Annotated in this window: 15 protein-coding genes; 11 read left to right on the forward strand and 4 right to left on the reverse strand. The window is 59.7% G+C overall.

Features of this window, described 5'->3' with window-relative positions:
* Positions 1–58: 58 nt before the first annotated feature.
* Complete coding sequence (secA, locus tag B2344_RS13005) at positions 59–2,806, reverse strand: preprotein translocase subunit SecA (protein WP_290480006.1); 2,748 nt, start codon at positions 2,804–2,806, stop codon at positions 59–61.
* A 195-nt stretch (positions 2,807–3,001) separates the two neighbouring features.
* Here secA and B2344_RS13010 point away from each other — a divergent pair, with 195 nt between their 5' ends.
* From B2344_RS13010 to B2344_RS13025, 4 genes are read left to right on the forward strand one after another with little or no spacing between them, the layout of a single operon-like run.
* Positions 3,002–3,943: a peptidylprolyl isomerase gene (locus tag B2344_RS13010; RefSeq protein ID WP_290485368.1), complete on the forward strand. Its 942-nt coding sequence runs from the start codon at positions 3,002–3,004 to the stop codon at positions 3,941–3,943.
* Entirely contained in the window at positions 3,940–5,190 is a 1,251-nt protein-coding gene (gene argJ / locus B2344_RS13015; RefSeq protein WP_290485362.1) for a bifunctional glutamate N-acetyltransferase/amino-acid acetyltransferase ArgJ, read from the forward strand. Before B2344_RS13010 ends, argJ begins: the two co-directional genes overlap by 4 nt.
* A complete protein-coding gene (locus tag B2344_RS13020; protein WP_034815068.1) occupies positions 5,187–5,588 on the forward strand; it encodes a (deoxy)nucleoside triphosphate pyrophosphohydrolase in 402 nt (133 codons plus the stop codon). The genes argJ and B2344_RS13020 overlap by 4 nt, the downstream gene beginning before the upstream one ends.
* Before the next feature lie 17 nt (positions 5,589–5,605).
* Positions 5,606–5,779: a Flp family type IVb pilin gene (locus B2344_RS13025; RefSeq protein ID WP_242517406.1), complete on the forward strand. Its 174-nt coding sequence runs from the start codon at positions 5,606–5,608 to the stop codon at positions 5,777–5,779.
* A gap of 31 nt (positions 5,780–5,810) precedes the next feature.
* On the opposite strand, the gene B2344_RS13030 is transcribed toward B2344_RS13025, so the two are convergent.
* Positions 5,811–6,725, reverse strand: coding sequence for a methyltransferase domain-containing protein (locus B2344_RS13030; RefSeq protein WP_290485363.1), 915 nt, complete (start codon positions 6,723–6,725; stop codon positions 5,811–5,813).
* Here B2344_RS13030 and B2344_RS13035 point away from each other — a divergent pair.
* The 4 genes from B2344_RS13035 to B2344_RS13050 all read left to right on the forward strand — a co-directional run bounded on the left by B2344_RS13035 (position 6,724) and on the right by B2344_RS13050 (position 8,621).
* Complete coding sequence (locus B2344_RS13035) at positions 6,724–7,494, forward strand: ComF family protein (protein WP_290485364.1); 771 nt, start codon at positions 6,724–6,726, stop codon at positions 7,492–7,494. The genes B2344_RS13030 and B2344_RS13035 overlap by 2 nt on opposite strands.
* Before the next feature lie 30 nt (positions 7,495–7,524).
* Positions 7,525–7,782, forward strand: coding sequence for a glutaredoxin 3 (gene grxC / locus B2344_RS13040; RefSeq protein WP_206991395.1), 258 nt, complete (start codon positions 7,525–7,527; stop codon positions 7,780–7,782).
* A gap of 12 nt (positions 7,783–7,794) precedes the next feature.
* Complete coding sequence (locus B2344_RS13045; RefSeq protein ID WP_034815074.1) at positions 7,795–8,235, forward strand: DUF1178 family protein; 441 nt, start codon at positions 7,795–7,797, stop codon at positions 8,233–8,235.
* 83 nt (positions 8,236–8,318) lie between these two features.
* A complete protein-coding gene (locus B2344_RS13050) occupies positions 8,319–8,621 on the forward strand; it encodes an aa3-type cytochrome c oxidase subunit IV (protein ID WP_034815077.1) in 303 nt (100 codons plus the stop codon).
* A 5-nt stretch (positions 8,622–8,626) separates the two neighbouring features.
* Here the strand turns inward: B2344_RS13050 and B2344_RS13055 are convergent, their stop codons facing one another.
* Complete coding sequence (locus B2344_RS13055) at positions 8,627–8,887, reverse strand: TraR/DksA family transcriptional regulator (protein ID WP_290485365.1); 261 nt, start codon at positions 8,885–8,887, stop codon at positions 8,627–8,629.
* Positions 8,888–8,999: 112 nt separating this feature from the next.
* Here B2344_RS13055 and B2344_RS13060 point away from each other — a divergent pair, with 112 nt between their 5' ends.
* The 3 genes from B2344_RS13060 to B2344_RS13070 are packed head-to-tail and all read left to right on the forward strand — an operon-like array spanning position 9,000 to position 12,165.
* Positions 9,000–9,971, forward strand: coding sequence for an ABC transporter ATP-binding protein (locus tag B2344_RS13060; RefSeq protein WP_242517404.1), 972 nt, complete (start codon positions 9,000–9,002; stop codon positions 9,969–9,971).
* Entirely contained in the window at positions 9,971–11,377 is a 1,407-nt protein-coding gene (locus B2344_RS13065) for an ABC transporter permease (RefSeq protein WP_290485366.1), read from the forward strand. Before B2344_RS13060 ends, B2344_RS13065 begins: the two co-directional genes overlap by 1 nt.
* Positions 11,374–12,165, forward strand: coding sequence for a hypothetical protein (locus B2344_RS13070; protein WP_290485367.1), 792 nt, complete (start codon positions 11,374–11,376; stop codon positions 12,163–12,165). The genes B2344_RS13065 and B2344_RS13070 overlap by 4 nt, the downstream gene beginning before the upstream one ends.
* A gap of 57 nt (positions 12,166–12,222) precedes the next feature.
* Here B2344_RS13070 and B2344_RS13075 read toward each other — a convergent pair whose 3' ends face one another.
* Positions 12,223–13,053 carry a class I SAM-dependent methyltransferase gene (locus B2344_RS13075; protein ID WP_290482480.1) on the reverse strand — a complete coding sequence of 277 codons (831 nt, stop codon included), beginning with the start codon at positions 13,051–13,053 and terminating at the stop codon, positions 12,223–12,225.
* Positions 13,054–13,222: the final 169 nt, after the last annotated feature.

Raw genomic sequence — 13,222 nt, forward strand, 5'->3', positions numbered from 1 at the left:
CTTGAGAGTATTCATCATGGTCAACGCAGCGTTTACCCTGAGGTTCCGATGCTCGGGACTAGGCCTTCTGCGTGGTCAGGGCGCCGTGGCAATGCTTGTACTTCTTGCCGGAGCCGCATGGGCAGGGGGAGTTGCGGGGCGTGCTGGCCCAGCTTTCCTCTGCTTGATGCAGGGCTGGTCCGGGCGGCGGCGTGTCGTCGCTCGACATCTCATTATGGCCCGTATCCGGATCAAGATGCGTTTCGCGCATTGGCGGAACAGGCGCCGGCGCTTGCGGCACAGGGCGTCGCTGTTGCGCTTGCTGTTTTTCTTCCGGTGTCTGAACCCGGATATGCATCAGTGAGCGGGTCACGGTCGCGCGCAACTCGTTCAGCAAATTGTAGAACAAGTTGAAGGCTTCTTCCTTGAACTCGTTCAGCGGGTCGCGCTGGCCGTAGGAGCGCAGATGGATCACTGACCGCAATTGGTCGATCATCTGGAGATGCTCGCGCCAACGCATGTCGAGGACCTGAAGCAGGATTTGTTTTTCAATCCGCTGCATCTGCTCAAGACCGACTTGCTCTGTGATCGCCTCATAGACTTTGGCGATTCCATTGTGAACGCGCTCAGCCACTTCCTGATTGGCAACGCCTTCTTCGGCGGCCCAATCCTTCACAGGCATGTCCACGGCAAAATCATTGCGCAGGGCTTCGGCCAGCCCATCCATGTCCCACTGCTCGGCATAGGCCTTCTCGGGCATGGTACGGGCGATCAGGCCGTTGATTACGTCTTCGCGCATATCAATGATCGTGTCGGAGACATTCTCGGCGCGCATGAATTCCATGCGCTGCTCAAAGATGGCCTTACGCTGATCATTGATCACGTCATCATATTTGAGGACGTTCTTCCGGATCTCGAAATTGCGCTGTTCAATCTTCTTCTGCGACGTTTCCATCGCCTTGTTCATCCAGGGATGAGTGATGCCCTCATCTTCCTTGATGCCAAGGCGACGCATAACATTGTCCATCCGCTCTGCCGCAAAGATGCGCATGAGGTCGTCTTCGATGGAAATGTAGAATTTGGACTTGCCCGGATCACCCTGACGGCCTGTTCGGCCGCGCAACTGGTTGTCGATCCGGCGGCTCTCGTGACGCTCGGTACCCAGAACGTAGAGGCCGCCAGCGTCCAGCGCCCGCTTTTTCTTGACCTCGATGTCGGCCTTGATCTGGCTGGTCAGCAGGGACAATTCGCCTTCGGTCAGTTCGCGGCCAAGCTTGGCTTCCTGTTCGGCCTTTTCCTGTTCGACGCGCATCTCGAAATTGCCGCCGAGCTGAATGTCGGTACCGCGTCCGGCCATATTGGTGGCAACGGTAATGGCGCCCGGCACACCGGCATTGGCCACGATCTGGGCTTCCTGCTCATGGTGGCGCGCGTTCAGCACTTTGTGTGGAATCTTGGCGGTCGTCAGCAGGTTCGACAGGACTTCGGATTTTTCGATCGACGCCGTGCCGAGCAGGACTGGCTGACCCTTGGCATGACACTCGCGGACGTCCTTGACGATCTCGGCATATTTCGCACTTGCGGTGCGGTAGACGACATCATCCTCATCAATCCGCTGGATCGGCTTGTTCGTCGGCAGGTCGATGACACCGAGATTGTAGATATCGGCAAATTCGTCGGCCTCGGTCAGCGCCGTACCGGTCATGCCGGCCAGTTTGCTGTAGAGGCGGAAATAGTTCTGGAACGTAATCGACGCCAGGGTCTGGTTTTCCGGCTTGATGTCGACCTTTTCCTTGGCCTCGATGGCCTGGTGCAGGCCTTCTGACAGGCGGCGGCCTTCCATCATGCGCCCCGTGAATTCGTCAATCAGCATAACCTGACTGTCTTTGACGATATAATCCTTGTCGCGCGCATACAGTTTGTGAGCGCGCAATGCCTGATTGGCATGGTGGACGATGGAGATGTTCGCCGGCTCCCACATGGAGCCTTCCAGCGTGCCGGCCTCGGTCAACCAGCCTTCGATCTTTTCCGTGCCGGTTTCGGTATACGTGACCGAGCGCTGTTTTTCGTCGAGTTCGTAATCCTCATCCGTCAGGCGCGGCATCAGGGCATCAAGCGCCATATAGAGTTCGGACCGATCATCGGTCGGGCCGGAGATGATCAGCGGCGTGCGCGCTTCGTCGATCAGGATGGAGTCGACTTCGTCGACGATGGCAAAATGGTGTTCGCGCTGGGCCATTTGGTCCAGCGAGTATTTCATATTGTCGCGCAGATAGTCGAATCCGAACTCGTTGTTCGTGCCGTAGGTAATGTCAGACGCGTAGGCCTTGCGGCGCTCCTCGTCGGAAATGCCATGAACAATGATGCCGGTCGACATGCCAAGGAAGCCATAGACCTGGCTCATCCACTCGGCGTCGCGCTTGGCGAGATAGTCGTTGACCGTGATGACGTGAACGCCCTTGCCCTCAAGCGCGTTCAGGTAAACCGCCAGCGTCGCGACCAGTGTTTTGCCCTCACCCGTGCGCATCTCGGCGATATTGCCGGAGTGCAGCACCATGCCGCCCATCAACTGAACGTCGAAATGGCGCATGCCGAGCGAGCGTCGTGCGCCTTCGCGGACAACCGCAAAGGCTTCTTCAAGCAGGCTGTCGAGTGTGGCGCCATCGGCGAGGCGTTTGCGGAATTCGTCCGTCTTGCCGCGTAGGGCTTCGTCGGAGAGCGCCTCCATCATCGGCTCGAGCGCGTTGATCCGGTTGACGCGCGCGTGCAGCGGCTTCAGCTTGCGATCATTAACTGAACCGAAAATCTTGCGGGCAACAGAAAGCATATCAGGTAGCACCAATTGATCTGGGGCGACAAAACTCTAATCCTGACAGCGGAACCGGCAGAATATTTGTGGGTTCTCCCACAGCACACTCGCTGGCTGAAACCCCTCGACCAGCGTTCGGGTCAGACTTAAGAACGCCGCATTGGGGTGTCAATGCAGCGCCCTCAGCCTAAAGGAGACTTTACCGTGCTGCTTATGAAGCCCTTTTCCCGCGCTTTGCCTGCACTGCTTGCCGCTTCCGCGCTTTTATTGGTCCCCGCCTGTAACCGGCCAGTTGAAGAAGAACCCGTCATTCAGGTCGAGGCCGCAGCCGCCGTCACGGTGAATGGCGATCCGATTTATGTCAGCGAAGTCGAGCTGGAGGCCGTTGCGCGCGGCCTGATTTCACCGGGCGACGCGTTCGGCCCCGGCGATGAAAACTATGATCTCGTCCTCGACCAGTTGATCGACCAGAAATTGATGGCACAAGAGGCGCTGAACCGCCGGCTCGACAAGGGCGCCGCAGCAGAGCGCCGGCTTGAAGTTGCCCGCGAGCGTATTCTCGGAAATCTGCTCGTGGAGAGCCTGGTTGCGTCTGAAGTGAACGAGGACAGTATCGAGGCCATGTACAAGGAGCAGGTCGCCCTCCAGCAGGAGGACGACGAAGTCTCGATCGCGCATATCTTGGTTGAAACCGAGGAAGAGGCCCGGGCACTCCATCAGCAAATTCAGGACGGCGCCACGTTTGAAAGCCTCGTCGTCTCCAACTCGCTCGATACCACCACGCGCATGGAAAATGGTGACCTGGGCTATGTCGCGCCAAATAATATGGCAGATCCGTTCCCGGTCGTGATCGCCAACACAAAGGTCGGCGAAGTCTCTGAACCCTTCCTGTCTGCCGATGGCTGGCACCTGTTGAAGGTGAAGGATCGCCGAACCAGCCCGCCAAAGACCCGCGCCGAGATGCGGCCGGAGATCGTCACCTTCCTGACGCTCAACCAGGTCAGCAAGATCCTGCGACGCCTGCGCACCGAAGCGCAGATCGAAAAGGGCGAGAAATCGACAAACATTGTCCCCGATGCTGCACTTTCGCTTGAAAGCGAGGGCGATCTCCTCAAAGAGCAGCCCGCATCTGATGAACAAGGACGTGAACTTTGAAACTGACCCCATCTCCCTTCGCCCCGGCTCGCTTTCCAGACCTGCCGGTCGTCAAGGGTGTGCGCGCGGCCACCGGTTCGCGCGGCTTCTATGCGGCACGTGGCATGACGCGCGATGATGTGTTCCTGTTCAGCTTTGAGGAAGGCACCCATTGCGCCGGCGTGTACACGCTGTCTCATACCGCGTCGGCAGATGTCATCTGGTGCCGGGAGGCCTTGAAGTCAGGTGCCGGCAAGGCCCGTGCCCTGATCGCAAATTCGGGCAACTCGAATGCCTTCACCGGTGCCAAGGGCGTGCTCAAGAACGAGGCCACCCTGAAGGCGCTGACCGAAACGCTCGGCGTGGAAAAGCAGGAATGTTTCCTCGCGGCGACCGGCGTGATTGGCGAACCCTTGCCAGACCCGAACTATGTCGGCGCGTTCGTGCCCGATCTTGCGGGCAAGCTTTCGGCTCCTGACTGGGAAGCCGCGGCACGCGCCTTCATGACGACTGATACTTTTCCCAAGGGCGCAGGGCTTGCGACCAAGATCGACGGCGTGGACGTCAATCTGGCCGGTATCGCCAAGGGCTCGGGCATGATCGCGCCCAACATGGCGACCATGCTGGCCTATGTTTTCACCGACGCCGCCATCGCGCCAGACCTGCTGCAAGGTCTGCTGGAAGAGGTAACGAACCAGACCTTCAACAACATCACGGTGGATGGCGACACGTCGACGTCCGACACGCTGATGGTATTTGCCAGCGGGGCCAGCGGCATGGCCGAGATCGCCACACGGGACGATCCCCGTTTCGCCGAATTCGCCGCCGCCTTGAAGCAGGTCTGCCTCGACCTCTCCCACCTCATCGTCAAGGACGGGGAAGGGGCCAGCAAGTTTGTCACCATCACGGTCGAAGGCGCAGTGTCGGAAACCTCCGCAAAGGTGGTCGCCTGTTCGATTGCCAACTCGCCCCTCATAAAAACGGCCATGGCTGCCGGAGACGCCAATTGGGGACGGATCGTGATGGCCGTTGGCAAATCGCTTGAGCCGATAGACATGGACCAGCTCGCCATATGGTTTGATGATGTCCAGGTTGCCTCTGCGGGCGGGCGCATGCCGGACTATAGCGAAGCAGCCGCCGGCGGGGTATTTGCCCAGCCGGAATTCACCATCCGTGTCCACCTCGGCGTGGGCGAGGCGTCTGCCACGGTCTGGACTTGCGACCTGACGCATGGCTATGTCGACATCAACGGAGCCTATCGTACATGACGCGTAGAATGGTGCTTGTGGTCGCCGCTGCGCTCTATGATGCCGAAGGCCGTATCCTGCTGGCTCAACGCCCCGCTGGCAAACCGATGGCGGGCCTCTGGGAGTTCCCGGGCGGAAAGGTCGAGACGGGCGAGACACCGGAGCGGGCGCTGGTGCGGGAATTACAGGAAGAACTCTCCATCATGGTGGACGAGACCTCTCTGAAACCGATCACTTTTGCCAGTCATGCTTATCCAGATTTTCACCTTTTGATGCCACTGTTCTCAACGGAGAGTTGGGAAGGCGAGCTTTCGCCCAGGGAAGGACAGGCCTTGGCCTGGGTCAGATCATCGGACCTTCATCTCTATCCGGCGCCTGCGGCAGACATTCCCCTGTTTGACGTGCTCTCGGGTAACTAGACAGACTCGGAGCGAACATGATGGCCTCGAATACAATGATACGCCGCTTCCTGCGTGACGATACGGGCGCAACCGCCGTGGAATACGGACTTCTGGTAGGACTGATCGCCGTTGCGATCATGGGCGGCCTCGTGGCCGTGGCCACATCCATCAACCAGACATTCACAACCGTTGAAACGGAAATGTCCTGATCGATCACTCGTCAGGTCTTGCGACCAGACGTCAGGAAGATTTGTGACTTCGTACAGCGTCGGCGAGGCTGACCCTGGCGCTTCCGGGTTTTAGCGGTTTGGGTTGGGAGTCTGCCGGGCTCCAGCCAGACATATGCACCACTTCAAATGATGCGCGCACACGCCCGTCTGGATCGCTATGATCATTTGCGTAGATTTCCATGGCACGCATCAGCACACGGCGCGGCAGGGGCCGCATTGTCCCGGCTGCGAATGCCGCCCGCTCGCCCATCCCTTTCAAATCGGCCAGCAAGCCCATCGGTGATCTGTACCGAACCACAACCTGATCGCGATCAACGACTGGCAGGGCAAAGCCTGCCCGCTGCATCAGGCTTGCCATATCGCGCAGGCCGGGCAGGGGGGAGACACGTGCCGCGACGCCGCCGGTCAGTTCCGTTTCCGCCTCCATCAGGCTGGCCCGCAGCTCACTCAGCGTGCCTGCACCGAATAGCGCGCCCAGGAACAAGCCGTCCGGTTTCAGCGCCTGACGGATCTGCACCAGCGCACCGGGCAAATCATTCACCCAATGAAGGGACAGGGCCGACACGATCAGGTCCAGGCTGGCCTGTGGAAATGGCAGGCCCTCTTCATCCACCTGCTCTGCGTTCAGACCGTCGGCCCGGCTGAGCGCCACCATGCCGCTGGATATATCCCCGGCTTCGACAGACCCGACCTGGTCGCTGGCCTGAAGCAGTTTGGCGAGTTGGCCATCATGTGCGCCGAGATCAAAGGCGCGATCAAAGGAATGAGACGTATCCGCCAACCGGTCCGCGATATCGCTCGACACGCGCGCTTTCAGGAAGTCATATTCTTTGAAACTGGCTGCGGCCCGGCTGCGATTACGGGCCACCCGTTCGCGGTCGAACAGGCGGGGCGGCGCAGACTTCGGGGGGACCGGGGAAGGCATGAGCAGCGATATGGACCACCGGGCCCGCATGGCAAAGGGGCTAATGCGCGGCGCGGCTGAATTTCTCTGGCCCCAACGCTCCCTCGTCAGTGGCCAGCGCGGCGCAGGCAAGGGGCCGCTCTCGCCGTCCGAATTCGCCGCCATCGGATTCCTTTCCGATCCTGTCTGCGAATGCTGTGGCCGGCCAATGGAGCTGGACCTTGGGCCAGGGGCGCAATGTGCACCCTGTATCGCCCGCCCGCCGCGTTGGGACCGGGCCCGCGCGGCGCTCGTCTATGAGGCCGCCAGTCGCCGCATCGTGCTTGACCTCAAACGATCAGGCCGCCGGGACGGGCTGCATGTCATGACCGGCTGGATGCACCGGGCGGGGGGGCAACTGGTCGCCGAAGCCGATCTGATCGTGCCCGTGCCGCTGCACTATACGCGCCTTGTCAGTCGAGGCTTCAACCAGTCAGCCTGGCTGGCACAGGGTATTGCCCGCCGTGCCGGCCTGTCCTGCCGCGTCGATGTCCTGAAACGCCGCCGCCGCACGCCCACTCAGGGTGGGCTCAGCGCGAAGGCTCGCCGTCGCAATGTGGCGGGGGCATTCAAAGTCTCTGACCGCGCTGCAACCCATGTGCACGACAAGCGTATCCTGCTGGTGGATGATGTCCTGACGACGGGTGCGACCCTGTCGGCCTGCACGCGTGCCCTGAAACAGGCAGGCGCGCGACAAGTCGACGTGCTGGTGCTTGCGCGCGTTGTGCGGGAAACGGATGTCACCATATAAAACCGGAAGAAACTATTCAGGAGCCCCTCAATGGCTGATGTCACAATCTATACGCGCCAGTTCTGTCCTTACTGCACGCGCGCTGTCTCCCTGCTGAAATCCAAGAACGTCAATTTCAATGAAATCGACGCCGGAATGGATGCGCAGAAAAAAGCCGAAATGGTCGAACGGTCTGGGGGCGGTCGCACCTTCCCGCAGATTTTTATCGGCGACAAACATGTCGGCGGCTGCGATGACATGATGGCACTTGAAAGGTCCGGGAAGCTGGATTCCCTGCTCGGCGCATAATCTGGGGCAGCCATGATCCGTTACGCGCTCATTTGTTCTGATTGCGACCATGACTTCGAGGCATGGTTTGCGTCGTCTTCGGCGTTTGACGACCAATCCAGCCGGGGCCTTGTCAGCTGCGCGATGTGCGGCGGCGAGAATGTGGTCAAACAGATCATGGCGCCGTCTGTGCGCACATCCGACGGTCGCAAGGCCGCGCCGGATGAGGCGGCGATGGCGCGGGAATTTCTTGCGAAGGCACGCGACCATGTCTCGCGTAACTTCGACTATGTCGGCGACAGCTTCGCAGACGAGGCGCGTTCGATGTTCTATGGCGAGACCGACAACCGGCCGATCTGGGGCGAAACCTCTGCCGAAGAATCCGAAGCCCTGCGTGAAGAGGGTATCCCCGCAGCGCCCTTGCCACGGGCAATGACGCCCAAGCGGCCCAAATCGAACAAGCAACTAAACTGAACTGGAGCGCTTTGACGCGCTTGACCCTGCTTCGCCCTGATATATTACGCAGGTCACAAGGTTTTTGACGGGGAGTGCCCTAAATGGCTGCCAGTGAATATCATCGTGGAGACATGGACATCAGCGCCCAGAAGGCGACTTGGGATGGTTTCATGGTGGGAAGCATCTGGGGCAGCCTGCTCATCATCCTGACCGTCGGCTATGCAACGCTCGCCGTTGCCATTGGCATGAACTGGATGATTGCCCTCGGCCTGATGACCGTATTCGGCATTGTCTCCGGCCTGGTCATGAATTTGGGTGGCCGCTGGATGGCCACTGTCGTGCTGATGGTGGTGCTGGCCTTGGTCGTCCAGCTGTTCATCGCACTGTTCGGACTCGTCCTTTAGAACACTCAGACCGACAGGTTTTCCGGTTCCTTGCAATCGGCGCATGTCGCGATGGCCGGATCAGCCTTGAGCCGTGTCAGCGGGATTCTGGCGTCACATCCTGTGCATAGGCCATAGCGCCCCGCTTCCATGCGGGCGAGGGCGGATTCGATCCGGGCCAACTGTTCTGCGTATTTCTCAAGGGAACCAGGCGGGCGCCGGATTCCGTCAGCACCTGCATCTTTTGTCAGGCGATCCAGTCCTGAAAGGGGAGGCATCGTCTTCATCTGGAATGATGCTGCGACTCCTTTAAGGGCTTGGCAAGGCGTTTCGGGCGATTGAGGGTAATCCATATCGACAAACACTAACGACCTGACGTCGATTGCCTACAAGGACGCCATGCCGATGCCCTCATCGCCCCTGATCATGACCTCTGTCACCAAGCGGTTTGGGACATTTACCGCCGTGGACAACCTGTCCCTTGAAGTGCCGGACGGCCAGATCATCGGCTTTCTCGGCCCGAACGGCGCTGGCAAATCGACCAGCTTGCGCATGGGACTCGGGATCATGGAGCCGGATTCAGGCGAGGTGGAACTGTTCGGTGCGCGCCCCAATGTCCGCGCGCTTCAGCAGGTCGGCTTCCTCCCGGAAGAGCGCGGCCTGTACAAGAAGATGACCGCGCGCGACACGATCAGCCATTTTGCGCGCCTGAAGGGCCTGTCAGCGCATGATGCGCGGACGCGCGCTGACGAACTGCTCAGCGCTGCGGGCCTTGAGGAATTCAGCCGCGCGCGCATCTCGAAATTGTCCAAGGGCATGGCACAGAAGGTCCAGATCCTGTCCACGCTGGCGCACCGGCCCAAATTCCTGATCCTGGATGAGCCCTTTTCAGGCCTTGATCCGGTCAACCAGCAAGCCCTTGAAGATCTTGTCCGTGCCGAGCATGCACGCGGCGCGACCATCCTGTTCTCCACCCATGTCATGGAACATGCCGAACGCCTCTGCGACCGTATCGTGATGATGGCGCGGGGGCGCAAGGTTCTGGACGGAACGCTGAAGGAGGCCTTTGCCACACTGGGGCAGGGGGCACGGATTTCCGTCGAGAACGGGTTTGATCTGTCGAGCGCACTCGGCCCGAAAGGGTTCGAGGCGGTCCGCACGACAGATGCCGGACATGGCGAGACCTGGCGGATCGATTTGCCGCCGGGCCGGGAGGCGCAGGACGCCTTGCGCGCCGCAATTGAGGCCGGCGCACCGATTACCGGCTTTGCGCCCGAAGAGGCCCGCCTGCGCGACGTGTTCGTGTCGCTGGTGGGCGAGGCAGATGCAGCCGCTCTGGCCGCATCGCTTGCAGAAGATGAGGCCGCCTGATGCGCAACATATTGCTGATCTTTCGCCGTGACTATCTTGGCTATGTAAAGGCCTGGGGCTTCTGGCTGAGCCTGGCGGCTGTGCCGCTCTTCATGATCATCGGTGCGGCGCTCGCAAGTTTTGCGGCGCAATCCTCGCCGGTGCGCTACTATGCCGTCATCGAGCCGGGTGGCATCTATGCCGAGGCGATCGAAGCCGAGTTCCAGCGCCGGGAGGCGGCCAATGCGGAACGTACAAGCGAACTTGCCGAACAGCTGGACCTGCCCGTCATGAGCGAGGATGAAGCCCGCGCCGCCGCCGAAGGAGCCAGCATTGCCAGCCGGAAATTCATCCCGGTGCCCGCGCCCGCAGATTCCATTGACGGATTGCGACCCTATCTGCTCGGTGAAAAACTGGTCTCCGGTCCGCTCGGCGACAAGCCGCTCTTTGCGGCCTTTGTGCTGGCAGAGGATGGGGGCGAGCTCGAATACTGGAGCGACGACGTCAATGTCGACCAGCTGCGCTATCTCGCCCAGGATGCCATGCTGCGCCTTGCCCGCCGCGATGCGCTCAACGAAGCCGGGCTTGGCGAAGACTTCCTCCAGAACGTGGATGATGCGGCCTTTGACGTGCCGGCACGCCGTATCCGCACGATCGAGGAACAGGATGCCACCGGCGCCGAAGTGACGATGGCCGACCGCGCGCCGATGTTCGTCGCGGGCGGGCTCGCCTATTTCCTCTGGCTTATGGTGTTCTCGATCATCCAGTACTTGTTGATGGGCACGATCGAGGAGCGCTCGAACAAGATTTTCGACACGCTGCTGACCTCGGTAAAGCTGCCGGAATTGCTGGCGGGCAAGATGCTCGCCGTGTTCGCGGTCACCTCCACCATGATGCTGTCCTGGGGCCTGTTTGCCTTTGCGGGCGGCACATTGGTCGCGACACAGATTCCGGGTGTTGGCAGCATTATCGAGCCATTCCTGGCGACGCTTGCCAATCCGGCCATCATCGTGCCGGGCCTGATCAGCTTCATTCTCGGCTATATCATGTACGGCATGATCTTCATGGCGCTCGGCTCGCTCTGCGATACGATCCAGGAAGCGCAGACCCTGCTCAGCCCGATGATGATCCTGCTCATGCTGCCCATGTTCGCGATCTTCATCGCCTTTCAGGACCCCGGCTCGCCATTGGTCGACATCGCCTCATGGATCCCGTTCTTCACGCCCTTCCTGCTGATCCTGCGCATGCCGCATGATCCGCCGCTCTGGGAAGTGCTCGCCCAGATGGGCCTGATGGCGGCATTCGCGCTGCTCATCCTGTGGCTGTCCACCAAGGTCTACCGTGCAGGCGCCGTCCACGGTGCCGGTATCGGCGACATGGGCGGCATGCTCAAGCGGATAGTCGGCCTGAAAGGGAAGGCGGCTTGAAGGCGAACTTGATCGGTCGTAATTGGGTCGCTCTGGATTTTTTTGAAGTGGTCAGCGTGAAGTCTGTATTCTCAAAGCTGATTTACTCGCTCGGCGTAGTTGCGCTGTGCCTGATTTTCTATGTCGTATCGTTTTATGCTTTGCGGAATGGACTGGTCAGGCCGCATGAAGCGGAGAGTGCATCCAATGTTCATTGGGTAAGGCCGATATACAATCGTGTGTACTATCCCCTGCGGTGGTTCGTCGCGAATGGGTCGTCCATAGGACCTAATCCGGAGAGGGTCTATTATGGGACATTGGATAAACTCGAGACCCCAGCAGACCGGCGCAGGGAAAGCTACTCAGTCGGGATCAATCGACCCGGCTCCTACATGATCATAGGATACACAGGACCACGAAGGATATTGGAGAAGGTCGAGAAAATAGAACTGGGCAGTTATGTGAAGATGCGTTTCGGCGCAACGCTGGCTCGGGACCGCGACCGCTTCATCAGTCGGCTTACTCAAGTTGATGTCATCGAATTGATGGATGATCCGAGAATTCCGAATGAAGATTACTCAGTTGAAGAATCCAAACAGATTTCGCTGGCGTTTGGACATTTGGGCAGGACCGCACGGCTATGTGCGGACCAATTTCTGGATAAGTATCGGGACGATGTGTTCGAGCACTGCACACAGGCTGGGTATGCTCAGAACACTGCAGGTGGCTGCCACCATATTGTCGGCCGGGCAATCACGACTTCAGTTCAGAGGCGAGCGATAGACGTGTGTACAAAGTTTGAAGAATAGGCCTGCCAAAAAAAGCCCCGACTGCTTGAATCTCTGTTGCTGTCGGCGCAGCGCGCTTTAGCCTTTTACCGCAATCATCTCGACAGGTGCGATGAGGCCTGCGGCGATATTTGCCTCCATGTTTCCTACCTTCTCGGCTGTGCTGTGCTGCATCAATGTGTGAAGCCCGAGCGGTGGCGGACCGCCACGGGTCGCGTTGGCTTCCCGGATCTTGCGGAAGAAATCCAGTGCGAAAGCACCCCGGTTGTTCTCAGTCAGACACTCAAACCCGGCTGCCTCAAGCGCTTTCCTGTAGCCTTCCGGCCCGGTGAGCCAGCTCGTGTCGCGACTGCCGGCCCATGGCACTGGATAGGCAAGGTCACCCTCGCCCGTGCGCATGATATCGTAAATGCCGAACCGCGCACCTGAGTCCAAGACACGGTGAACCTCGGCAAACAGGGCCTCCTTGGCGTCGATATTCATGCCGACATGCATCATGTAGGCACGCTGGAATTCGCGATCAGGAAAGGGCATGGACAATGCGCTGCCTTGCCTCAGAGACACCCGGTCGGACAGTCCCACCCAATCGCACAGCACCTGACCCGTCTCCACATATTCCGGTGTGAGGTCAATGCCTGTGACCTGAGCCTCATAAGTGGCCGCCGCAAACCGCGCCCCACCGCCAAGCCCGCACCCGACATCCAGCACTGTCATGCCTGCATTGATATCAAGCTGGTCGAGAAAGTGCGTGCTGGCGACGCGGCCACCAATATGAAATTCGTCAACCGGTCCCAAATCGTCGACCGTGACCCTGTTTGGACCCAGTCCAAGATTCGACAGGCCGTCCTCGATTGCCTGCAGCAAATCGCCGTGGCGATAGTGCGCAGCAATCTGTTCATTGATGGTCATGTGCGTGCCTGACTGTCAGCTTGCCGATGGCGATGATCTTGATCGCGACCACGCTCCAAATCAACTCCGAAAGCAAAAAGCCCCGCCAGCGCGAACTGGCAGGGCTTTTATGGAAACCGGTAATCCGGAGAGGCGTCTATACGATGCCTTCGCGCTGGGCGCGCTTGCG

Origin of the sequence: Hyphomonas sp. UBA3195 (assembly GCF_002366485.1) — a bacterium.
GTDB lineage: Bacteria > Pseudomonadota > Alphaproteobacteria > Caulobacterales > Hyphomonadaceae > Hyphomonas.

Excerpts from the sequence above, each read along its gene's own strand:
- secA (WP_290480006.1), bottom strand. The coding sequence starts at position 2,806 with ATGCTTTCTGTTGCCCGCAAGATTTTCGGTTCAGTTAATGATCGCAAG.
- B2344_RS13010 (WP_290485368.1), top strand. The coding sequence starts at position 3,002 with ATGAAGCCCTTTTCCCGCGCTTTGCCTGCACTGCTTGCCGCTTCCGCG.
- B2344_RS13020 (WP_034815068.1), top strand. The coding sequence starts at position 5,187 with ATGACGCGTAGAATGGTGCTTGTGGTCGCCGCTGCGCTCTATGATGCC.
- B2344_RS13025 (WP_242517406.1), top strand. The coding sequence starts at position 5,606 with ATGATGGCCTCGAATACAATGATACGCCGCTTCCTGCGTGACGATACG.
- B2344_RS13035 (WP_290485364.1), top strand. The coding sequence starts at position 6,724 with ATGAGCAGCGATATGGACCACCGGGCCCGCATGGCAAAGGGGCTAATG.
- B2344_RS13030 (WP_290485363.1), bottom strand. The coding sequence starts at position 6,725 with ATGCCTTCCCCGGTCCCCCCGAAGTCTGCGCCGCCCCGCCTGTTCGAC.
- grxC (WP_206991395.1), top strand. The coding sequence starts at position 7,525 with ATGGCTGATGTCACAATCTATACGCGCCAGTTCTGTCCTTACTGCACG.
- B2344_RS13045 (WP_034815074.1), top strand. The coding sequence starts at position 7,795 with ATGATCCGTTACGCGCTCATTTGTTCTGATTGCGACCATGACTTCGAG.
- B2344_RS13050 (WP_034815077.1), top strand. The coding sequence starts at position 8,319 with ATGGCTGCCAGTGAATATCATCGTGGAGACATGGACATCAGCGCCCAG.
- B2344_RS13055 (WP_290485365.1), bottom strand. The coding sequence starts at position 8,887 with ATGAAGACGATGCCTCCCCTTTCAGGACTGGATCGCCTGACAAAAGAT.
- B2344_RS13060 (WP_242517404.1), top strand. The coding sequence starts at position 9,000 with ATGCCGATGCCCTCATCGCCCCTGATCATGACCTCTGTCACCAAGCGG.
- B2344_RS13065 (WP_290485366.1), top strand. The coding sequence starts at position 9,971 with ATGCGCAACATATTGCTGATCTTTCGCCGTGACTATCTTGGCTATGTA.
- B2344_RS13075 (WP_290482480.1), bottom strand. The coding sequence starts at position 13,053 with ATGACCATCAATGAACAGATTGCTGCGCACTATCGCCACGGCGATTTG.